Origin of the sequence: Streptomyces sp. Pv4-95, from assembly GCF_045782725.1 — a bacterium.
Classification (GTDB): domain Bacteria; phylum Actinomycetota; class Actinomycetes; order Streptomycetales; family Streptomycetaceae; genus Streptomyces.
This window is the reverse complement of sequence record NZ_CP127172.1, coordinates 6,414,848-6,434,469: the sequence shown is the minus strand read 5'-3', so window position 1 is coordinate 6,434,469 and position 19,622 is coordinate 6,414,848. Positions and strand designations below refer to the sequence as shown.

The window sequence follows — 19,622 nt, the reverse complement described above, 5'->3', positions numbered from 1 at the left end:
GTGGCGCCCCCGCTAGAGGTTGTTACCGAGAAGTATGTAAGACCTGCTGTCAGCGGGAAGAGAATCGAGGACCGGATGACGCCCGTACGCACCCTCGCCCTGCTGGGCGGCGGCTTCTCCGGCGATGACGACACCCTGATCGATGACTACGTCCTCGCGGCCGCCGCACGGCCGCGGCCGAAGATCTGCTTCCTGCCCACCGCGAGCGGCGACGCCCACGGATACATCGAGGCGTTCCACACCGCCTTCGCCGCGCGCGACTGCGAGCCGAGCCATCTGGCGCTGTTCCGGCGCACCGAGCCCGACTTGCGGAGTTTTGTACTCGCCCAGGACATCGTCTACGTCGGCGGCGGCAACACCGCCAACATGCTCGCCGTCTGGCGCCTGCACGGCCTGGACACCGTCCTGCGCGAGGCGTACGAGGCCGGGGTACTGCTCTGTGGCATCAGCGCGGGGGCCTGCTGCTGGTTCGAGAGCGCGCTCTCGGACTCCTTCGGGCCCGTGGCGCCGCTCTCCGACGGGCTGGGACTGGTGCCGGGCAGCCTCTGTCCGCACTACGACAGCGAGCCGGCACGCCGTCCCGCGTACCGGGACGCGGTCAACAGCGGTGCCCTTCCGAGTGGTTGGGCCATCGACGACGGTGCCGCCGCGGTGTTCACCGACGGGGAGCCGGTGGATGTGGTGACGCGCAGGCCGGACGCCACCGTGCGACGGGTGAGCGTCGGCGTCGGTGGTGCGGTGACCGAGACGCCATGGGCGGCGCGTCCGCTCGCCCCTCAGACCTGACGCCTCCGCGCGGGCGACAACCCGAAAGTGCGGGCCGGCGGCGGACGTAGCGCGGCCTGCGTCCCGGGGCAGCGCGATGCGACCCCCGACGACCCGGCGACACCCTTCATCCGCGCTGCCCAGGGCCTGTTGACGGTGCTTTCGTCCGGCCTTGCGACCGCCGCCGATCGCCTCCGCACCGGCGGCGGCAGGGGCACCGCGCGGGCCGACGCGCGCGACGGGCGGTGCGGTGGCTGTCAGTGGCGGCCCGTATCCTCATTGACCATGCTCGAAGACCGCATGGCAGCAGCCCCCTCGATCGCACCGAAGATCGGGCAGCAGCCGGGCCCGCAGACGCCGCCGGCTCCTTGGCCGACCGAATATCCCCAGGGATACGCGGTGGTCGACGTGGAGACCACCGGCCTCGCCCGGGACGACCGGATCATCTCTGCCGCCGTGTATCAACTCGACGCACAGGGCGAGGTCCAGGACCACTGGTACACCCTCGTCAACCCGCAGCGGGACCCGGGCCCGGTCTGGATCCACGGTCTGACGAGCGCGATGCTGGCCGACGCCCCGCTCTTCCCGGACATCGTGCCGGAGCTGTCCAAGCGCCTGGAGGACCGGGTACTCGTCGCGCACAACGCCATGTTCGACTGGTCCATGATCGCCCGGGAGTACGCCCGCGCCGCCGCGACCGCGCCGGTCCGCCAGCGCCTGTGCACGATCGCGCTCGCCAAGGAGCTGGCGCTGCCGCTGCCCAACCACAAGCTGGAGTCGCTCGCCGCCCATTACGGCGTCGTGCAGGAGCGCGCCCACCACGCCCTGGACGACGCCCGGGTGCTCGCCGAGGCGTTCCGCCCCGGTCTGCGCCGGGCCGCGCAGGAGAATCTGCGGCTCCCCCTGCTGAGCTGCCAGCCGCTGACGGAGTGGTCGGACGCCCCCGCGCCCCGGCAGCACTCCGCGTCCTCCTACCGCCCCACTTCCTGGCGGCCGTCCCGGAAGCGCCCGGCGTGCCCGTATCCCAACCCGGGGCGCTACGAAAGCGGCGGCCGGCTCGTCCAGGGCATGCGGATCGCGTTCTCGGGCGACACCTCCGTCGACCGCGAGCTGCTGGAGGACCGCGCGATCGAGGCCGGCCTGCACGTCGCCACGAGCGTGTCCCGGCTGACCAGCCTGCTGGTGACCAACGACCCCGGTGCGCAGACCTCCAAGACCGCCAAGGCGGCCTCGTTCGGCACGGTCGTGATCGACGAGGCGGCCTTCATGCAACTGCTGCAGGATGTCGCGCCGGCGCCCTCCGCGCCTGCTTCCGGGTGAAGCCCGTCCAACACACCCGTCAGCACCTCGCCCCGCGCAGGCCCCGCCCGCACCCTGTGGCGCATGGCACGTTGTGAGGTCTGCGGAAACGACTACGGCATGACGTTCGAGGTGCACGCGCAGGGCGCGGTGCACGTCTTCGACTGCTTCTCCTGCGCCATCCACCGCATGGCACCGATCTGCGAGCACTGCCGATGCCAGATCATCGGCCAGGGCGTCGAGGTCGGCGACCAGTGGTTCTGCGGCGCCCACTGCGCCCGCGCGGAGGGGAAGGTGGGCATCGTCGACAGAGTCTGACCCGGCCGCCGGCCCTCCGAGCGGCTCTCGGCCCCCGGCAGGACCCCCTGCTCGGGGGCCGCCGCACTCCGGGTACCGTCAATGCGTGTACCGCTTCCTGTTGTCCCGGCAGTGGGTGATCCTCACCCTCGTGGGCCTGGTCCTGATCCCAACGATGATCAAGCTGGGCTTCTGGCAGTTCCACCGCCACGAACACAAGGTGGCGCAGAACCAGCTCATCGCGGACAGCCTCGCCGCCCAGCCGGTCCCGGTCACCGAGCTGACCGCGCCGGGCCGGCCACTGCCCCGGGACGACATGTGGCGCACGGTCACCGCCACCGGCCGGTACGACACCCGCCACGAGGTCGTCGTCCGCCAGCGCACCGCCGCCGACGAGCAGAGCATCGGCTACTACGTCCTGACCCCCCTGCTCCTGCCCGGCGGCGACGCCGTCCTGGTGAACCGGGGCTGGATCTCGGCGGGCAACGACCTCACGAGGTTCCCCGACGTCCCGGCCGCCCCTCGCGGCCAGGTGACCGTGACCGGCCGGATGATGGCCGACGAGACCACCGCAGAGAGCGGCATCAAGAACACCAAGGGACTGCCGGCCCGCCAGGTGATGCTGATCAACAGCGGGCAGCAGGCCGAGCGGCTGCACCGGCCGGTGCTCGGCGGCTACATCGAGCAGACCGGTCCCGAGCCGGCCGGCGGCAAGCCCGAGCAGGTCCCCGAGCCGGATCACGACAGCATCGGCCCGCACATGGCGTACGCCATCCAGTGGTGGCTGTTCGCTGCCGCGGTCCCGGTCGGCTGGGTCGTCCTGGTGCGCCGCGAGCGCCGCGACCGGGCCGCGGCCGCGGCCGCGGAGGACCGGGGCGCGGCCGGTCCCCCGGCGCCTCAGGGAACCGAGCCTCCCGCACCGGAGGCGGAGGCAGACGCCACCGAGGACGGCAAGGGCCCCGCACCGGACCAGGCATCTGACCGGGCGGAAGCCGTAGCCCGGACAGCCGCGCCGCCCGAGTAGCGCGCCCCCCTCGCGGGAAGGTGCGCTGAGTGCACCCACTTATCGAGGACTACGCGCTCATCGGCGATCTGCAGACCGCCGCACTCGTCGGCCGCGACGGATCCATCGACTGGCTGTGCCTGCCGCGCTTCGATTCGGCCGCCTGTTTCGCCGCCGTCCTCGGCAACAGGGACAACGGACACTGGCGGCTGGCCCCCCGGGACGCCGACGCCCGCGCCGAGCGCTCCTACCGCGGTGACTCCCTCGTGCTGGACACCGTGTGGGAGACCTCCACCGGCGCCGTCAAGGTCACCGACTTCATGCCGCAGCGCGACCGCGCCCCCGATGTCGTACGGATCGTCGAAGGCATCCGCGGCACCGTCGAGATGCGCGGTGTGCTGCGGCTGCGCTTCGACTACGGGCGGGTGGTTCCCTGGGTGCGGCACTCCGAGGGCTGCCGGGTCGCGGTCGCCGGACCGGACTCGGTGTGGCTGCGCACCCCCTCCCGGGGCACCACGTACGGCAAGGACTTCAGCACCCGCTCGGACTTCACCGTCGCCGAGGGCGAACGCGCCGCGTTCGTGCTGACCTGGCACCCCTCCCACGAGCCCCGGCCGGACCAGATCGACCCGTTCGTGGCACTCGACGTCACCTTGGACGACTGGCAGGGCTGGTCCGCCCGCTGCCGCTACGAAGGCCCCTACCGCGCCGCGGTGATCCGCTCCCTGATCACCCTCAAGGCGCTCACGTACGCGCCCACCGGCGGCATCGTCGCGGCTCCCACCACCTCGCTGCCCGAGGAGCTCGGCGGCATCCGCAACTGGGACTACCGCTACTGCTGGGTGCGGGACGCCAGCCTCACCCTGAACTCCCTGATCGCCGCCGGGTATCTCGACGAGGCGCGGGCGTGGCGGGACTGGCTGCTGCGTGCGGTGGCCGGTGCGCCCCAGGACCTGCAGATCATGTACGGGCTGTCCGGCGAGCGGCGGCTGCCGGAGGCCGAACTCCCGTGGCTGTCCGGATACGCCGACTCCCCGCCGGTGCGGATCGGCAACGCCGCCGTCGAACAACGCCAGCTCGACGTCTACGGCGAGGTGCTGGACTCCTTCCACATCGCCCGTACCGCGGGTCTGCCGTCGGAGCACCACGCCTGGCGGATCCAGCGCACCCTGGTGGAGTACCTGGAGTCCAACTGGCGCGACCCCGACGAGGGGCTGTGGGAGATCCGGGGGCCACGGCGCCACTTCGTGCACTCCAAGGTCATGGCCTGGGTCGCCGCGGACCGCGCGGTGCGCGTGCTGGAGGCGTACCCGAAGGCCGGCGGCGACCTCACCCGCTGGAAGGCGATGCGCGACGAGGTCCACCGCGAGGTCTGCGAACAGGGCTACGACGCGGAACGCGGCACCTTCACCCAGTACTACGGCTCGACCGAGCTGGACGCCGCGACGCTGCTGATCCCCCGCGTCGGCTTCCTGCCGGCGACCGACCCGCGGGTCGTCGGCACCGTCGAGGCGGTGCAGCGGGAGCTGACGCGCGACGGACTGGTGCGCCGCTACAGCACCCCCGCCGACGGCGTCTCCGTCGACGGCCTGCCGGGGGGCGAGGGGGCCTTCCTGGTCTGCTCGTTCTGGCTCGCCGACGCCCTGCACGCGATCGGCCGCCGTGACGAGGCCCGCGCGCTGTTCGAGCGGCTGCTGGACCTGCGCAACGACGTCGGGCTGCTGGCCGAGGAGTACGACCCGGTCGCCGGGCGGCAGCTGGGCAACTACCCGCAGGCGTTCAGCCATATCGGACTGGTGGGGACCGCCTTCGCGCTGCTGGACGGCCCGGGGGCAGACTAGGGCCATGGATCTTGGACTCACCGACCGGACGTACATCGTCACCGGAGCGACCCGTGGGCTGGGTTTCGCCACCGCCCGTGAACTGATCGCCGACGGCGCCAACGTCGTGCTCACCGGGCGCAGCGAGGAGAGCGCGGCCGAGGCGGCCTCGTCCCTGGGCGACCGCGCCCTCGGCGTCGCGGCCGACAACGCCGATCCGGACGCCGCGGCGCGCCTGGTCGCGGCGGCCCGTGAACGCTTCGGCCGCTTCGACGGCATCCTGATCAGCGTCGGCGGCCCGCCGCCCGGCTCGGCCGCCGACAACAGCGACGAGCAGTGGCAGTCGGCCTTCGAAGCGGTCTTCCTGGGCGCGGTGCGGCTGGCCAGGACCGCCGCCGCCGAGCTGGACGAGGGCGGCGTCATCGGGTTCGTGCTGTCCGGCTCCGTCTACGAGCCGATCGGCGGCCTGACCATCTCCAACGGGCTGCGCCCGGGGCTCGCCGGGTTCGCCAAGTCGCTGGCCAACGAGGTGGGCCCGCGCGGCATCCGCGTCGTCGGCGTGCTGCCGGGCCGGATCGCCACCGACCGGATGACCCAGCTCGACGCGCTCTCCGGGGACCCGGAGGGCTCCCGTGCGCGCAACTCCGCGTCGATTCCGCTGGGCCGCTACGGCAACCCCGAGGAGTTCGGCCGGACCGCGGCGTTCCTGCTCTCGCCGGCCGCCTCCTACATCACCGGCGTCATGGTGCCGGTCGACGGCGGGGCACGGCACGGCTTCTGACGCACCGCCTGCACGGCGAAGCGCCCCGGGGGAGCCGGTCCTGGCCGCTACCCGGGGCGCTTCGTCGGTTCATGACCCGCGCCGTGCCGTCAACTGACCCGCTCCGCGCGGTGCCGCACGGCCCGCAGCCGTACGTCCGCCGGCAGCTGCTCCAGGCCCGCCGAGCGGCGCGCGTTGTCCAACGCGTCGTCCGCCAGGCGCTGCACCACCGTGCCCGGGTCGGCGTGCGGAGCGAGCGCCAGCCGGGCCCGCACCGTGGGCTCGGTCCGCCGGCCGGTCAGCCGCACACCGGCACCGTCCACACCGGCCAGGGCCTCCGTCTCGGCCGTCAGCGCGTCCTCCAGGGCCCGGCCGCGCAGCAGGGCGCCCTCACCGTCGCCGCTGTCGACCAGGAGATGGGTCAGCCGGTGCCGCCGGAACTGCACCAGCAGCCACCACAGCGCCAGCAGGAGCAGTACGGCCAGGGCCGCGATGACCGTGGGCCACCACCAGCTGCTGTCCGTCCACCGGGTGCGGTTTTCGTCGGAGAGCAGCACCTCGTCGGGACCGGTCCAGGGCCAGTTCTCCGGCAGCGTGAAGTGCCATTTGGCGGGCAGGTCGAGACCGGCCGTCAGCACCGAGGCGCCGGCCCCGAAGAGCACCGCGCCCGCCAGGCCCAGCAGCACCCGGTTGACGGTTCTTCGCACCTTGCGCATGTCGCGCTCACCTCTTCTTCGGGCGCCGGACTTTGAGGGAGAGCCGCAGCCGGTGCGAGAGTCCCAGCTGTCGCAGACCGTCGCCGAGCGCCGCGTCCAGGTCGCCGCGGACCTCTTCCAGCTCGCGGAAGTGGGAGAACGCCCGTGCCTTGGCCTTGCGGCGGGTGACGGACATCCGTACGGACTGCACGCCGGGCACCTCCATGGCCCGGTCGCGGAGGATCAGCGCGGCGGCGGAACGGTCGAGTCCGGCCCGGATCGCGGAGGTGGTGCGGCGCATCGGCAGCACCTCGCGCAGACCGGGGGTGAGGGCGAGCACGAGGAGCCACAGTCCGATCGCCGCGGCGGCCGCCGCGATGCCCAGTACCCAGGCGCTGTCCAGGGGCCGGGTGGCCAGTTGGTCGGCGAGCTGACGGCGCCAGGACATCGCCGGGCGGTCGGCGCGCACGGACACCACGTCGTAGAGGAACAGCCCGGTCCCGCCGAGCAGCACCAGCGCGAGGATGGCGGCCGGCACCCGTCGCTCCGACCAGAAGCGCCCGGTCCGTTCACCGTCCGCGGTGGCGCTCGGGCCGGTGGCCCCGGGAGGGGGTTCGGCGGGGTCGGTGGCGTCCGGCTCCTTGTCGAGCGTGGGCAGCCGCCGGGTGTTCGACAGTTCCTCGTCGTCGCTCATCGCACCCTTCCCCTGCCGGAGGTGTCCAGCAGCGGGGAGTGCAGGCGCTCGACCTCCACCGCGACGTCGGGCACCTCCATGTTCGCCAGTGTCGTGACCCGCTCGGTGACCCGGCGGCGCACCGCGCCGCACTGCGCGCCGATGTCCGAGGGGTAGGGGAGCTCCACGGCCACGCGCACCCGGGCCTCGCCGAAGTACGGCCGGCCGTCCTTGCGGTGGACCGTCACCGACGCATGGGCGTCGGTGGTCCGGCCGGGCGCGGCCGTGCGCAGCGCTTCGCGCGCCGCCTGGGCGGCGAGCTTGGCCACCACCCGGTCAGCGATCTTTGTCGCACCCCGCTCCCCCGCCGGAACAGCGGTGACAGCGGGGGCCGGGGACACCGTCGTCACCCGGCGTCACCCCCGCCGGTCGTAGCGGTCGTAGCGGTCACCGTTGCGCGTGCGGAAGAAGTAGCCGGGTTCCAGGTCGCCGTCGAGGAACCTGCCCGCCACGAATCCGATCGCACCCAACGCCGCCACCAGGACGAAGGCTCCGAATCCGCCGAAGTATCCGGCGAAGCCCAGCGCCATACCGGCCAAGAGGCCGACCACGGCCATGCTCATCATGCGCTCCTTCGCTACCACTCCGGACGGGCCCGGTCACTGAAGCCGAGACTCCGATTCTTCTTCTTCGTCTTCGTCCTCGGGCAGCTTGACGTCGCTCACCGCGATATTGACCTCGACGACCTCCAGGCCCGTCATCCGCTCGACGGCGGAGATGACGTTCTCCCGGACGGCCCGCGCGACATCGGCGATCGCCACGCCGTAGTCCACGACGATCTCCAGGTCGAGCGCGGTCTGTACCTCGCCGACCTCCGCCTTCACACCGCGGGACGCGGTGGCCGACTTGCCGCCGCCGGGAACCCGGTCCCGTACCGCGCCGAAGGTGCGGGCGAAGCCGCTCCCCATGGCGTGGACGCCGACCACTTCGCGGGCCGCGAGACCGGCGATCTTCTCGACGACACCGTCGGCGATGGTGGTCCGTCCACGGGCCGCGGGATCGCCGCCGCCCCGCCTGCCGCCCAGCGTCTTTCCACTGTCCGAATACTGCTGGCTCTCGCTCATCGCCGTTCGTCCCTTTCGGAGGGGAGAAGCGGTCTGCCCGCTCCGATTTCCACAGTAAGTGCGGTTACCGCACCTCGCTTCGGGGATGGCGGGCGGCGTGCTCCATATGGCGCCATTCGGCGCACCGCCCTGCCGTACGGGCAGCTCTGCGGCAGGCTGGGGGCACAATCCGGGAACCGGGGAAACCGGGGGCGGACGGAGAAGAGGTGGCGAGGTGCCCGCGTACCAGTTGGCGCAAGCGGTGAGCGAGCAGCTCCGCATGGGCCGGGTGCTTCCGCTCGGCGGGCCCTCGGACGGGGCCTGGATCACCGAGCGGGCGGCCGCCGACGCGCTGCGGGCCGCCGTCGGCTCACCGGCCGGGGCGCGATGGGGCACCCCGCGGCTGTCCCTCGCGGATCCCGGGAGCGCACCGCACCCCGAGGTGCCGGCGCCACCGAGCGCCTTGCCGCCCGGCCCGCTGCGGATCGAGGCGGACTTCGCCGCGTACGCCGACCGGCCGCTGACCGCCGTCGCCGAACTGCTGCGCGCGGCTCTCGTGGACGCCGCGGAGAGGGAATTGGGGCTGGTGGTGAGCGCGGTCGACCTGCGGGCCGACGACATCCTGGAGGCGGACGACACCGAGCGGACCGACCGGGCAGCGCCCGCGCGGACGTCCGGCGCACCGGTGACGCCGCAGAAGGCCCGCTCGGGCGCGACGCAGGACGGCCCGGAGGGGATCGCCGCCGTCGCCCGCGCCGTCCCCGGCGTCGCCCGGCTCGCCCCGGTGCTCGGCACCCGGCCGGTGCGGCTCGCCGACGGACACGCGTTCGTGCAGCTGACGACCGTGGCCGGCCACCGGGCTCTGGAGGTGGCCCGGGCCGTGCGCGTGGCGGTGACCGCCGCGGCGCCCGCGGCCCGAACGGTCGCCGTGCTGGTCACGGCCGTGGAGGGGAACTTCTCCGGGGGTGCCCGGCCGGTGGGCTGAGACCGCTCCGCCGACCGGGCACGCCCGTACGCGGTGTCGTGGGGTGCTATTCCCCGATGCCCGCGAGGTCGCGCAGCCGACGGGCCTGGGCGGCCCGCTCCGCGGTGCGCTGCTCCTCGTAGCTGCGGTCCGCCGCGCCGGCGAGCAGTGCCTTGGTCTCGATGACGGCGTCGCGCGGGGCGGCGGTGAGGGCCGCCGCCAGATCGGCCACCGCGGCGTCCAGTTGGTCGGCGGGTACCACGAGGTTGGCCAGGCCCACCCGTTCCGCCTCCTCGGCGTGCACGAAGCGTCCGGTGGCGCAGATCTCCAGCGCGCGGGCATAGCCCACGAGGCCGAGGAGGGGGTGGGTGCCGGTCAGGTCCGGTACCAGCCCCAGGCTGGTCTCGCGCATGGCGAACTGAACGTCCTGGGCGCAGACCCGCAGGTCGCAGGCCAGAGCGAGCTGGAAGCCCGCACCGATGGCATGCCCCTGCACGGCGGCGATGGAGACCACGTCATTGCGCCGCCACCAGGTGAACGCTTCCTGGTACTCGGCGATGGTGGCGTCCAGCTCGCTGTCCGGACCACGCGCCATGTCGAGGAACGACGGCTCGCCGTCGAACCCCTCGGGCGTGAACGCCTGCCGGTCGAGCCCTGCGGAGAAGGACTTGCCCTCCGCGCGCAGCACAACGATCCGTACGTTTCCCGGCAGCAGCGAACCCGCCTCGGCCAACGCCCGCCACATGGCCGGCGACTGCGCGTTGCGCTTGGCCGCGTTGGCGAGGGTCACCGTGGCGATCGCGTCGTCCACGGTGAGCCGCACACCGTCCTTGTCGAGCAGAGTCATAAGGCGCCTCCGAGTCAGCCAGCCGCACCTGCGGCGTAAGTGACTGAACGGTAACCTCCCGGTCGACTGCTCGACCGACCGGGGGGACACCGCTGTACCCGGAGTCGCGGTCGTCAGGCCGAGGCGGCCTTCTTGCCCCTCGTGGCTCCGCCACGACCGCGCAGGACCACACCGGATTCACTGAGCATCCGATGCACGAATCCGTAGGAGCGGCCGGTTTCCTCGGCCAGCGCCCGGATGCTCGCACCGGAGTCGTACTTCTTCTTCAGGTCTGCCGCGAGCTTCTCGCGCGCGGCGCCGGTTACCCGGCTGCCCTTCTTCAGAGTCTCGGCCACCCGTGCCTCCTCGTGGGAAGTGCGCTCTGGACTCTCATGATCACCCCTCCCCGGCTTCCTGGCCACCCATTCCGCAAGGTCTCTACGACATCCTTCGGCCTCCGGGGCCGGGTCAGGGCCGATGGAATTCCTCATTCCGCCCCTCGCGCGGGCCGGCCGGAGACCGCCCTCCGGGAGAAGCGGCAGGTCAGGAGGTATGTGAGCGAAAGGGAGAAGGCCGGGCCCCGAGGGGCCCGGCCTTCCGCCGCAGGCTCGCCGATGTACGAGCCGTTCTCACTCAGATGATGGATCACCCGTCGGCCGAATGATCCAGACGGCCTTGATCAGGCGAGCGCGACCAGGTCCGCGTAGTCCTGGCCCCACAGGTCCTCGACGCCGTCGGGCAGCAGAATGATCCGCTCCGGTTCCAGCGCGTCCACCGCGCCCTCGTCGTGCGACACCAGGACCACCGCGCCCGTGAAGGTGCGCAGCGCGCCGAGAATCTCCTCGCGGCTGGCCGGGTCGAGGTTGTTCGTCGGCTCGTCGAGCAGCAGGACGTTGGCGGAGGAGACGACCAGCGTGGCCAGGGCCAGACGGGTCTTCTCGCCGCCGGAGAGCACTCCGGCCGGCTTGTCGACGTCGTCGCCCGAGAAGAGGAAGGAGCCCAGCGTCTTGCGGATGGCGACCAGGTCCATGTCCGGGGCGGACGAGCGCATGTTCTCCAGGACCGTGCGGTCCGGGTCCAGCGTCTCGTGCTCCTGGGCGTAGTAGCCCAGCTTGAGGCCGTGTCCATGGCGGACGTCGCCGGTGTCCGGCGTCTCGACGCCGGCGAGCAGCCTCAGCAGGGTGGTCTTGCCGGCGCCGTTGAGGCCGAGGATGACCACCCGCGAGCCCTTGTCGATGGCCAGGTCGACGTCGGTGAAGATCTCCAGCGAGCCGTAGGACTTCGACAGGCCCTCGGCCGTGAGCGGCGTCTTGCCGCACGGCGCGGGGTCCGGGAAGCGCAGCTTGGCGACCTTGTCGGAGGCCCGCACGGCCTCCAGGCCGGCCAGCAGGCGGTCGGCGCGCTTGGCCATGTTCTGTGCGGCGACCGTCTTGGTCGCCTTGGCCCGCATCTTGTCGGCCTGGCTGTTGAGGGCCGCCGCCTTCTTCTCGGCGTTCTGCCGCTCACGCTTGCGGCGCTTCTCGTCCGCCTCGCGCTGCTGCTGGTAGAGCTTCCAGCCCATGTTGTAGACGTCGATCTGCGAGCGGTTGGCGTCGAGGTAGAAGACCTTGTTGACGACGGTCTCGACCAGGTCGACGTCGTGCGAGATCACGATGAAGCCGCCGCGGTAGGTCTTGAGGTAGTCGCGCAGCCAGACGATGGAGTCGGCGTCGAGGTGGTTGGTCGGCTCGTCGAGCAGCAGGGTGTCGGAGTCCGAGAACAGGATCCGGGCCAGCTCGACGCGGCGGCGCTGACCACCGGAGAGGGTGTGCAGCGGCTGCCCGAGGATGCGGTCGGGCAGTCCGAGGCTGGCGGCGATCGTCGCGGCCTCCGCCTCTGCCGCGTAGCCGCCCTTGGTCAGGAACTCGGTCTCCAGGCGCTCGTACTTCCGCATGGCCTTCTCGCGGGTGGCGCCCTTGCCGTTGGCCATCCGGTCCTCGTTCTCCCGCATCTTGCGGAGCACGGAGTCCAGGTCGCGGGCGGACAGGATGCGGTCGCGGGCCAGCACGTCCAGGTCGCCGGTGCGCGGGTCCTGCGGCAGATAGCCGACGTCCCCGGAGCGGGTGACCGTGCCGGCGGCGGGGATGCCCTCGCCCGCCAGCACCTTGGTGAGGGTGGTCTTGCCGGCGCCGTTGCGGCCCACCAGGCCGATGCGGTCGCCCTTGGCGATGCGGAAGGAGGCGGACTCGATGAGGATTCGGGCGCCGGCGCGCAGCTCAAGGCCGGAAGCGGTGATCACGGAAAAACTCCAGGGCAGGAAGACGGCGGATTGGACGGACGGTCCGAGAGCGGTCTGCGCCGTCTAATGAACCCAAAGGAGAACTGCCATACGGGCAGTCTAACGGTGCTGCGCAAGCCGTTTTCCCGGCTGCGGGCGGCCGGAGCGGGCCCGTGGGCCGAGGTCGTGCCGGGGGCGTACGGCGAATGCCGGGCGGCGGGCCGTCCGGCCCAGGTCACGCGGCGGTGGTCGCGGCGGGGCGGGTGCGGTCCCGGGGTGCGCTGTCGGACCCGGCTGGAAGACTGTGACGCAGGTCTCGGAAAAAGTTCCGCGGCCCGACCGCAGGGATGGTGAACGACCATGACCACAGCCCCCTCCGGGCCCCCGACGATCTACCCGACCGTGCTCTACCGCGACGCCCGGGCGGCGATCCGGCTGCTGACCGACGCCTTCGGCTTCACGCAGGACGCCGTCTACGAAGGCGAGGGCGGTGCGGTGCTGCACGCCGAGCTGTCCTACGGCAACGGCAAGGTGATGCTGGGGGCGAAGGGCCACGGCGGCGTCTTCGACGCGGCGATGGGCGATTCCGGCCCCACCGGCGTCTACGTCGTCGTCGAGGACACCGACGCGCACCACGCGCGGGCGGAGGCGGCCGGGGCGGAGATCCTCATGGCGCCCAAGGACCAGGACTACGGCTCGCGTGACTACATGGCCCGGGACGGCGAGGGCAACATCTGGAGCTTCGGGACGTACGTCCCCGGCGCCTCGGCCTGAGCAAGCACAAGCCGAGGCGAGCCGCCGGGCCGGCTCAGACACCGCCCGTGTGGACCTGGAACGCCGCGCGGCGTACGGCCTTGGCGACTGCCGGGTCCGGGTGCGCCGCGGCGAGCGCGACCAGCACCTGCACGGTGCGCGGGTGTCCGACCGCACGCACCTCGTCCAGCAGGCGCGGCACCGATCCCTGCACCGCGGAGTCGAGATGACGGACCAGCAACTGGGTCTCGCCGTGGTCGGCGACGGCCGCGGCGGTGTCCACCCACAGCCAGGTCGACTCCTCCCGGGTGAGCACGTCGGGTGCGGTCTCCGGGTCCCCGCCCTCGTGCTCGACCAGCCACAGCAGGGCGTACGGCCGCAGCGCCGGCTCATCGGCCGCAGCGCGTACGGCGGGCTCCGCGGGCGCGCCGACGGCCCGCAGCGCCTCGAAGGCCAGCCCGCGCAGCAGCGCGTCCTCGCCGCGGGCGACGGTGAGCAGTTCCTCGACCGCGGCACCGACGGAGCGGGCGGCGAGCCACGCGCGGTACTCGGTCCTGGCGGGACCGGGGGTCAGCCGGGCGCAGCCGCGCAGCATCGCCTCCGCGGACTGCTCGATATGACCGGCCGGGCTCTGCGCGGCGACGCAGATCTGCTCCAGCTTGACCCACACCGACCAGTTCCCCAGCGGCGTCAACTGCGCCTCGTCGCGGTCGCCGTGCGCGCCGGGGGCGTCGTCGTGAGGGAACAGCGCCCCGACGGTGGTCAGGGAGTCCAGCGCCCAGTCAAGCAGCTCGGCGAGCGAGGCACCGGCGGCCTCGACCACCGCTCCCCCGGCTTCCGCGACCGCGCCCGTACGCGGGCCCGGCACGGGAGTCTGCGCCGCCCGGCCCTGAGCCGTGTCCTGGCCGTAGGGGACCTCGCAGCGCTCCGTGCGCAGCTCTGCGACGCGCTGGTCGAGCATGTCCAGCAGGACCGGCAGCCGCACCGGGCCGGCCGAGAGGTGCAGCAGCGAAAGCAACTGCGGTACGGCTTCGACGACTTCGGCGACGATCGCGGGGCCGGCGCCGGCCGGTGCGGGGCGGGCCAGTGACCAGGCGTCGAAGAGCGCGACCCAGCCGCGCAGGGCGGCCGTGTCGTCGCGGTCCCAGGCACGCAGCCGCCAGCCGGGGCGGGCCACGCCGCCGTGCAGCTCGATGAGCCCGGCGAGCCGGGCGCGGTCCCAGTCGGCGCGGACCTGCCGCGCGCCGAGCTGCAGGGCCTCGGCGGCGCGCTCCACGTCGGGCAGGGGCAGGGCTCCGTCCGGCCCGGCCCGCAGTCCCGCGCCGGTGCCGCCGGCGCCGTCGGCCCAGCGGGCGAGGCGGGCCGCACCGGCCAGTGCGGCGCGGGCCTGCCGGGCCAGCTCCGCCGGCGGCGGGGTGCCCTCGGGAGGGCGCGGCGCCGGGCGGGCGGCCCGGGTGCTCACCGCCCTGCGGGCGGCCGCAATCGGTTGGCGGGGGACGAGTCGGAGCCGGGAGTCGCGCGGGGTACGGGACGTCACAGGAGCAGTCTTGCCGCTGACGGCCCGAAAGCCCAATCGGAACCCGGGTGGCGCTCCGCGCACGCGGCGCCACCCAGGCGACCCATCCCGGATGTGGGGAGTTGTCCCCCCGTACGGCCGGGCGTCACCCGATATCGGGTGACACCGGGGCGGACCGGACCGGAAGAGCCGTTGCGGAGCCCCCCTCTCCCGCTACATCAGCGGGGTCAGGAAGCGGCGCAGGGCCTCGTCGTAGCTGTCCGGGTCGGCGTTCCACATCGCGGCATGCGGGGCGTGCGGAACGGGTTGAAGGGTGATCAGGTCCTCTCGGCGGGCGGCGAAGGAGCGGGAGGCCGCCCAGGGCGCGACGATGTCGTCCGGGCCGTGGAAGAGGAGGGCCGGGACGGTCAGCGCGGCGGGGTCCACGGCGTCGGCGGGGCGGTCCAGGGGCAGCCCCGTGGCACCTTCCGCGGCGCGTACGACCAGCGGCAGCAGCGCCCGCGGGACCCGCCGTCCGGCTGCGAGCGCGCGCACCGCGGCCTGCCGGTCGAGGACCGGGGAGTCCAGCACCAGCCCGCTGATCCGGTCGCGCAGCGCGGAATTGACGGCGGCGCGCAGCGCCATGGTGGCACCGGTGGACCAGCCGTAGAGGACCACCTTGTGGGCGCCGTAGCGGATCGCGTAGCGGATCGCGGCGTCCAGGTCGCGCCACTCGGAGTCGCCGAGATGGCTGATGCCGTCGGTGGTGCGCGGGGCGCCCACGTCGTTGCGGTAGGCGAGGTCGAGGACCGGGATCTGATGGCGCCACAGGAACGGCATGGCGACCATCGGATGCTCGCGCGTGGTGCCGAGGCCGTGCGCGGTGATGACCCAGGTGTCGCGGACGCCGGGGACGAACCATGCGGGCAGCGCGCCCAGTTCGCCGGGGATGTCGACGTCGGCGTAGTCGATCCCGAGGGCGTCGCGGGGGTTGCCGATGTACACCTGGGGGGTCAGCAGCATCCGGGCGCCGGGCGTCAGGACGCCGTGGGTGACCCGCTCCAGCCGGCGTACGACGGTGTCGGCGGGATGCGGCACGCCGCGGACGACGGGGCCGACCACCGCGTGGCAGCCCGCGCCGGCGAGGCCGTAGGTGCCGGGCCGCAGCGAGGCGAGCGTCCGGGTGAGGGTGATCAGCTCGTCCGTGGCGGAGTGGACCGTGAGACGGGGGTCGCCCGGCAGGGGGTGGTCAGGCGACGGTTTGAGGGCAACATCGCTGGCGTACCGGCCGACCGCCACCGCGGCCGCCCCGGCACCGATCACGGTGGTGGCGGCGACAGCCGCCGCAGTACCCAGGCGCACCATCCCAGTGTGCGGAGGGGACAGCGGCGGGGCCAGTGGGCGGGAGCGGCCGGGTGACGGGCTCCGGACCGGGCGCTTTCAGCGCCGCCGGCCGTCCCACTGGCCGTAGCCGCGCAGCTGCGCGCCGGCCTCGTCGAGCTGACCGGCCGACAGCAGGCCCGGGGTGTGGCCGGGAACGGAGCGGGCGAGGAGCCAGACCCGGCACATCCACTCCAGCTGGGCGGTGTGGTCCAGCGCCTGGCCGAGGCTGTCGCCGTGGACCACGGTGCCGTGGTTCCGCAGCAGGCAGCCGGTCCTGTCGCGCAGCGCGTCCACCATGTGCCGGGCCAGTTCGTCGCTTCCGTACAGGGCGTAGGGGGCGACCCGGACCGGGCCGCCGAGCGCCGCGGCCATGTAGTGGACCGGCGGGAGTTCGGTGACCAGCGTGGAGACGGCGGTGGCGTGCGGGGCGTGGGTGTGCACGACGGCGGTGGCCGCGGTGGTGCGGTAGACCGCCAGGTGCATGGGGAGTTCGCTGGTGGGCCGCAGGTCGCCGGCGACCTGGCGGCCGTCCGAGTCGACCGCGGTGAGGTCGTCCGGACCGAGCCGGTCGTAGGGGACGCCGCTGGGGGTGACCAGGATCAGGTCGTCGACGCGCACCGAGACATTGCCGGAGGTGCCGACGACCAGGCCGTCGGCGACGGTCCGCCGTGCGGTGTCGACCAGTTCCTGCCAGGCGGCGGCGAGGCGGGCAGCGGAGTCGGGCTGGTCCTTCACGGGTCCTCCGGCGCGGTGGCGGCAGAAGCGGATGCGGTGCGCGCCACCGTACGGGCAGGCCGGTTCGGGGGAGGGCGCAGGACCCCGAATTCCTTATGCCCGCTATCGACAGATAGCCGGTGTTAACGACGGACATCGAATGATAGCGACACTCCCGAAATGATTATCCGTTAAATGCGCCACTCCGGGTAAGCGAGCAACTACTGTCGGGCACTGTCTCCAGACGTCGCCGACCAAGGGGATCCATTGGCCAGTGAGCGCGCTTCCCACCGCATTCCCGCCGACGCCCTGCCGCGGCCCGTGCGCCGCCTCTCGCGGCAGCCTCGCCCCCGCCTCCGCCACCCCGATCGTCCCCGGAGCCTCCGCCACCCCCACCTCACCGGCCGTCCGCGCCGACTGCTGGCGGCGTTGCCCGTGATCGCACTGACGGGCGCGGCGCTCGTCGGGCCCGTGGCCCCCGCCGCCGCGGACAGCTCGCCCCGCGGGCATGACGTCTCCTCACATCAGAAGAACGTCGACTGGACCGAAGCCCGGGAGGAGGGTGCGCGGTTCGTGTACGTCAAGGCGACCGAGTCGCACAGCTACCGCAGCCCCGCCTTCCGCGAGCAGTACAACGGTGCGCGCGAGGCCGGGCTGCTGCGCGGCGCCTACCACTTCGCGGTCCCGAGCGCCTCGGGCGGCGCGCGGCAGGCCCGCTTCTTCCTGCGCAACGGCGGCCGCTGGAAGTCGGACGGCTGGACGCTGCCGCCCGCCCTGGACATCGAGCACAACCCCTACAACGCCAGGCAGCCGTGCTACGGGCTGAGCAAGGGCGCGATGGTGCGCTGGATCCGCTCCTTCAGCAAGGAGGTGCGGCGCACGACGGGCCGCCGGCCGGTGATCTACACGACGGCCCGCTGGTGGAACGACTGCACGGGCAGCAGCCGCTCGTTCAGGTCCCATCCGCTGTGGCTGGCGAACTGGCACGACGTGCCCGGCCCGACGCCCGCGGGCTGGTCGGCCCCCACCTTCTGGCAGTACGCCGACCAGGGGCCCCTTCCGGGCGATCAGGACCGCTGGAACGGGACACTGGGGCAGCTCAAGAAGTTCGCCAGAGGGTGAGACGGAAGTGACGTCAGGGGTACCTCCCCGTGAACCCTGCGGTGGTGTCATCACTCGGCCCGCCCCAGTTCACTTTCCGTTCACCCGCCCTCCGTACGTTTCCGAAAGTCACTGACCATCGAGCTGATTGCCTGGGTGAATGGAACACATCACGCTTCTCATCGGGATCGTGATCGTCACGGCCTTGGTGTTCGACTTTACGAACGGCTTCCACGACACGGCCAACGCGATGGCCACCACCATTTCCACCGGGGCACTGAAGCCCAAGACAGCGGTGGCGATGTCGGCGGTGCTCAACCTCGTCGGAGCATTCCTGTCGGTGGAGGTCGCCAAGACCATCTCCGGCGGCATCATCGACGAAGGTGCCGGCATCAGACCTGAAGTGATCTTCGCCGGCCTGGTCGGCGCGATCGTCTGGAACCTCCTGACCTGGCTCGCCGGGCTCCCCTCCAGTTCCTCCCACGCTCTGTTCGGCGGTCTGATCGGCGCGACCCTGGTGTCCGTCGGCACCGGCGGGGTGCACGCGGACGCCGTCGTGATGAAGGTCCTCATCCCGGCCGTGGCCGCCCCGGTGGTCGCCGGTCTCGCGGCGATGGCCGCGACCCGGCTCACCTACCGGCTGGCCCGCAACCGCGACGAGGCGGACACCGCCAAGGGCTACCGCAGCGGCCAGATCGCCTCGGCCGCCCTGGTCTCGCTCGCCCACGGCACCAACGACGCGCAGAAGACGATGGGCGTGATCACCCTCGCGCTGATCACCGGTGGTGTGGTCGCCCCGCACGCCGACCCGCCGCTGTGGGTCATCGCCTCGGCCGGTATCGCCATCGCGCTCGGCACCTACCTGGGCGGCTGGCGGATCATCCGCACGATGGGCAAGGGCATCACCGACATCCAGCCGCCGCAGGGCTTCGCCGCCCAGACCGGCGCCGCGGCCACCATCCTGGCCTCCTCCCACCTCGGCTTCGCGCTCTCCACCACCCAGGTGTGCTCCGGCTCCGTGATGGGCTCGGGCCTGGGCCGCAAGGGCGGCGTGGTGCGCTGGTCCACCGCCGGCCGGATGGTGCTGGCCTGGGGTCTGACGCTGCCGGCCGCCGGTCTGGTCGCGGCGGGCGCCGCCCTCCTGGCCGGTCAGGGCGACTGGGGCGTGGCGACGGTCGCGGTCCTCGGACTCGCCGTCTGCGGCGCGATCTGGGCCGCCTCCCGGCGCAAGCCGGTCGACCACACCAACGTCAACGAGGCACCCGCCGCCGAGCCGGTGGGCGTGGTGACGGCAGCGCTGCAGAGCGTCTCCCCTCCCCCGGCGAGCTCGCCCGCTCCCCTCGCCGAAGACCGTGAGCAGGGCACCGCGGCCGTCCCGGCGGCCGCCCATCGCACCGCGGCCGCGACCGCAGCCGGCCGCTAGCGGCCCTCATCTAAGGAACTCGCAATGAACATCGAATGGGCAGCTCTCGGTCAGGTCTTCGGCGTCAGCCTCGTGGTGACGGTCGGGATCGTGGGCCTGTTCACCGTCGGCATCGTCGGTACGTCCCGCAAGCCGCACCAGGAGGGCGCGGCGGCCGTGGCCTCCGGGCCCGGTGCGGGCGCGCGGACCGGCGCGGTGACCGCCTTCGCGCTGTGCGCGGCGGCCGTGGCCTACGGCATCTACCTGATCGTCGCCGGCTGACCGGTACGGCGAGGGACTCCACCGGACGAG

Annotated in this window: 22 protein-coding genes; 11 read left to right on the top strand and 11 right to left on the bottom strand. The window is 72.9% G+C overall.

What is annotated here, in order from left to right; translation table 11 throughout:
* The first annotated feature begins 75 nt into the window (after positions 1-75).
* From QOM21_RS28145 to QOM21_RS28120, 6 genes are all read left to right on the top strand, one after another.
* Positions 76-786 (top strand): Type 1 glutamine amidotransferase-like domain-containing protein, encoded by a 711-nt coding sequence (locus QOM21_RS28145; RefSeq protein WP_407553791.1) that lies wholly within the window; start codon positions 76-78, stop codon positions 784-786.
* Between the two features lie 264 nt (positions 787-1,050).
* Positions 1,051-2,085 (top strand): DEDDh family exonuclease, encoded by a 1,035-nt coding sequence (locus tag QOM21_RS28140; RefSeq protein ID WP_407553790.1) that lies wholly within the window; start codon positions 1,051-1,053, stop codon positions 2,083-2,085.
* A 63-nt stretch (positions 2,086-2,148) separates the two neighbouring features.
* Positions 2,149-2,382 (top strand): hypothetical protein, encoded by a 234-nt coding sequence (locus tag QOM21_RS28135; protein ID WP_398556362.1) that lies wholly within the window; start codon positions 2,149-2,151, stop codon positions 2,380-2,382.
* An 85-nt stretch (positions 2,383-2,467) separates the two neighbouring features.
* Positions 2,468-3,385, top strand: a complete 918-nt coding sequence (locus QOM21_RS28130) for an SURF1 family protein (protein WP_407553789.1) — start codon at positions 2,468-2,470, stop codon at positions 3,383-3,385.
* A gap of 29 nt (positions 3,386-3,414) precedes the next feature.
* On the top strand, positions 3,415-5,205 hold the full coding sequence (locus QOM21_RS28125) for a glycoside hydrolase family 15 protein (RefSeq protein ID WP_407553788.1): 1,791 nt from the start codon (positions 3,415-3,417) through the stop codon (positions 5,203-5,205).
* 4 nt (positions 5,206-5,209) lie between these two features.
* Positions 5,210-5,965, top strand: a complete 756-nt coding sequence (locus QOM21_RS28120) for an SDR family oxidoreductase (protein ID WP_407553787.1) — start codon at positions 5,210-5,212, stop codon at positions 5,963-5,965.
* Positions 5,966-6,054: 89 nt separating this feature from the next.
* Here QOM21_RS28120 and amaP read toward each other — a convergent pair whose 3' ends face one another.
* From amaP to QOM21_RS28095, 5 genes are read right to left on the bottom strand one after another with little or no spacing between them, the layout of a single operon-like run.
* Positions 6,055-6,660, bottom strand: a complete 606-nt coding sequence (gene amaP, locus QOM21_RS28115) for an alkaline shock response membrane anchor protein AmaP (RefSeq protein WP_407553786.1) — start codon at positions 6,658-6,660, stop codon at positions 6,055-6,057.
* A 7-nt stretch (positions 6,661-6,667) separates the two neighbouring features.
* Entirely contained in the window at positions 6,668-7,333 is a 666-nt protein-coding gene (locus tag QOM21_RS28110) for a DUF6286 domain-containing protein (RefSeq protein WP_407553785.1), read from the bottom strand.
* Positions 7,330-7,722: a hypothetical protein gene (locus QOM21_RS28105; RefSeq protein ID WP_407553784.1), complete on the bottom strand. Its 393-nt coding sequence runs from the start codon at positions 7,720-7,722 to the stop codon at positions 7,330-7,332. The genes QOM21_RS28110 and QOM21_RS28105 overlap by 4 nt, the downstream gene beginning before the upstream one ends.
* Before the next feature lie 6 nt (positions 7,723-7,728).
* Positions 7,729-7,935, bottom strand: coding sequence for a hypothetical protein (locus tag QOM21_RS28100; RefSeq protein WP_407555871.1), 207 nt, complete (start codon positions 7,933-7,935; stop codon positions 7,729-7,731).
* 36 nt (positions 7,936-7,971) lie between these two features.
* Positions 7,972-8,436, bottom strand: coding sequence for an Asp23/Gls24 family envelope stress response protein (locus QOM21_RS28095; RefSeq protein WP_407553783.1), 465 nt, complete (start codon positions 8,434-8,436; stop codon positions 7,972-7,974).
* Between the two features lie 214 nt (positions 8,437-8,650).
* Between QOM21_RS28095 and QOM21_RS28090 the strand changes: the two genes are divergently transcribed.
* Positions 8,651-9,400 (top strand): hypothetical protein, encoded by a 750-nt coding sequence (locus tag QOM21_RS28090; protein WP_407553782.1) that lies wholly within the window; start codon positions 8,651-8,653, stop codon positions 9,398-9,400.
* A gap of 46 nt (positions 9,401-9,446) precedes the next feature.
* On the opposite strand, the gene QOM21_RS28085 is transcribed toward QOM21_RS28090, so the two are convergent.
* The 3 genes from QOM21_RS28085 to QOM21_RS28075 form a co-directional block, all read right to left on the bottom strand.
* Positions 9,447-10,226, bottom strand: coding sequence for an enoyl-CoA hydratase/isomerase family protein (locus QOM21_RS28085; RefSeq protein ID WP_407553781.1), 780 nt, complete (start codon positions 10,224-10,226; stop codon positions 9,447-9,449).
* A gap of 113 nt (positions 10,227-10,339) precedes the next feature.
* Entirely contained in the window at positions 10,340-10,561 is a 222-nt protein-coding gene (locus QOM21_RS28080; protein WP_006606369.1) for a helix-turn-helix domain-containing protein, read from the bottom strand.
* 323 nt (positions 10,562-10,884) lie between these two features.
* A complete protein-coding gene (locus QOM21_RS28075) occupies positions 10,885-12,483 on the bottom strand; it encodes an ABC-F family ATP-binding cassette domain-containing protein (RefSeq protein WP_393895891.1) in 1,599 nt (532 codons plus the stop codon).
* 339 nt (positions 12,484-12,822) lie between these two features.
* Between QOM21_RS28075 and QOM21_RS28070 the strand changes: the two genes are divergently transcribed.
* On the top strand, positions 12,823-13,236 hold the full coding sequence (locus QOM21_RS28070; protein ID WP_407553780.1) for a VOC family protein: 414 nt from the start codon (positions 12,823-12,825) through the stop codon (positions 13,234-13,236).
* 34 nt (positions 13,237-13,270) lie between these two features.
* On the opposite strand, the gene QOM21_RS28065 is transcribed toward QOM21_RS28070, so the two are convergent.
* From QOM21_RS28065 to QOM21_RS28055, 3 genes are all read right to left on the bottom strand, one after another.
* Positions 13,271-14,752, bottom strand: coding sequence for a hypothetical protein (locus QOM21_RS28065; RefSeq protein WP_407553779.1), 1,482 nt, complete (start codon positions 14,750-14,752; stop codon positions 13,271-13,273).
* 192 nt (positions 14,753-14,944) lie between these two features.
* Positions 14,945-16,072, bottom strand: coding sequence for an alpha/beta hydrolase (locus QOM21_RS28060; RefSeq protein ID WP_407553778.1), 1,128 nt, complete (start codon positions 16,070-16,072; stop codon positions 14,945-14,947).
* 78 nt (positions 16,073-16,150) lie between these two features.
* A complete protein-coding gene (locus QOM21_RS28055; protein ID WP_407553777.1) occupies positions 16,151-16,828 on the bottom strand; it encodes a class II aldolase/adducin family protein in 678 nt (225 codons plus the stop codon).
* A gap of 414 nt (positions 16,829-17,242) precedes the next feature.
* On the opposite strand from QOM21_RS28055, the gene QOM21_RS28050 reads away from it, so the two are divergent.
* From QOM21_RS28050 to QOM21_RS28040, 3 genes are all read left to right on the top strand, one after another.
* The gene (locus tag QOM21_RS28050) at positions 17,243-17,929 is read left to right on the top strand and encodes a lysozyme (RefSeq protein ID WP_407553776.1); all 687 of its coding nucleotides are present in this window, start codon (positions 17,243-17,245) and stop codon (positions 17,927-17,929) included.
* Between the two features lie 139 nt (positions 17,930-18,068).
* Positions 18,069-19,331, top strand: a complete 1,263-nt coding sequence (locus QOM21_RS28045; protein WP_407553775.1) for an inorganic phosphate transporter — start codon at positions 18,069-18,071, stop codon at positions 19,329-19,331.
* Between the two features lie 24 nt (positions 19,332-19,355).
* Positions 19,356-19,592, top strand: a complete 237-nt coding sequence (locus QOM21_RS28040) for a hypothetical protein (protein WP_407553774.1) — start codon at positions 19,356-19,358, stop codon at positions 19,590-19,592.
* Positions 19,593-19,622 lie beyond the last annotated feature (30 nt).

Bases quoted from the DNA above. Each gene is read 5' to 3' on its own strand.
- QOM21_RS28040 (WP_407553774.1), top strand. From the start codon at position 19,356: ATGAACATCGAATGGGCAGCTCTCGGTCAGGTCTTCGGCGTCAGCCTC.
- QOM21_RS28045 (WP_407553775.1), top strand. From the start codon at position 18,069: ATGGAACACATCACGCTTCTCATCGGGATCGTGATCGTCACGGCCTTG.
- QOM21_RS28135 (WP_398556362.1), top strand. From the start codon at position 2,149: ATGGCACGTTGTGAGGTCTGCGGAAACGACTACGGCATGACGTTCGAG.
- QOM21_RS28120 (WP_407553787.1), top strand. From the start codon at position 5,210: ATGGATCTTGGACTCACCGACCGGACGTACATCGTCACCGGAGCGACC.
- QOM21_RS28085 (WP_407553781.1), bottom strand. From the start codon at position 10,226: ATGACTCTGCTCGACAAGGACGGTGTGCGGCTCACCGTGGACGACGCG.
- amaP (WP_407553786.1), bottom strand. From the start codon at position 6,660: ATGCGCAAGGTGCGAAGAACCGTCAACCGGGTGCTGCTGGGCCTGGCG.
- QOM21_RS28070 (WP_407553780.1), top strand. From the start codon at position 12,823: ATGACCACAGCCCCCTCCGGGCCCCCGACGATCTACCCGACCGTGCTC.
- QOM21_RS28095 (WP_407553783.1), bottom strand. From the start codon at position 8,436: ATGAGCGAGAGCCAGCAGTATTCGGACAGTGGAAAGACGCTGGGCGGC.
- QOM21_RS28100 (WP_407555871.1), bottom strand. From the start codon at position 7,935: ATGAGCATGGCCGTGGTCGGCCTCTTGGCCGGTATGGCGCTGGGCTTC.
- QOM21_RS28140 (WP_407553790.1), top strand. From the start codon at position 1,051: ATGCTCGAAGACCGCATGGCAGCAGCCCCCTCGATCGCACCGAAGATC.
- QOM21_RS28145 (WP_407553791.1), top strand. From the start codon at position 76: ATGACGCCCGTACGCACCCTCGCCCTGCTGGGCGGCGGCTTCTCCGGC.
- QOM21_RS28110 (WP_407553785.1), bottom strand. From the start codon at position 7,333: ATGAGCGACGACGAGGAACTGTCGAACACCCGGCGGCTGCCCACGCTC.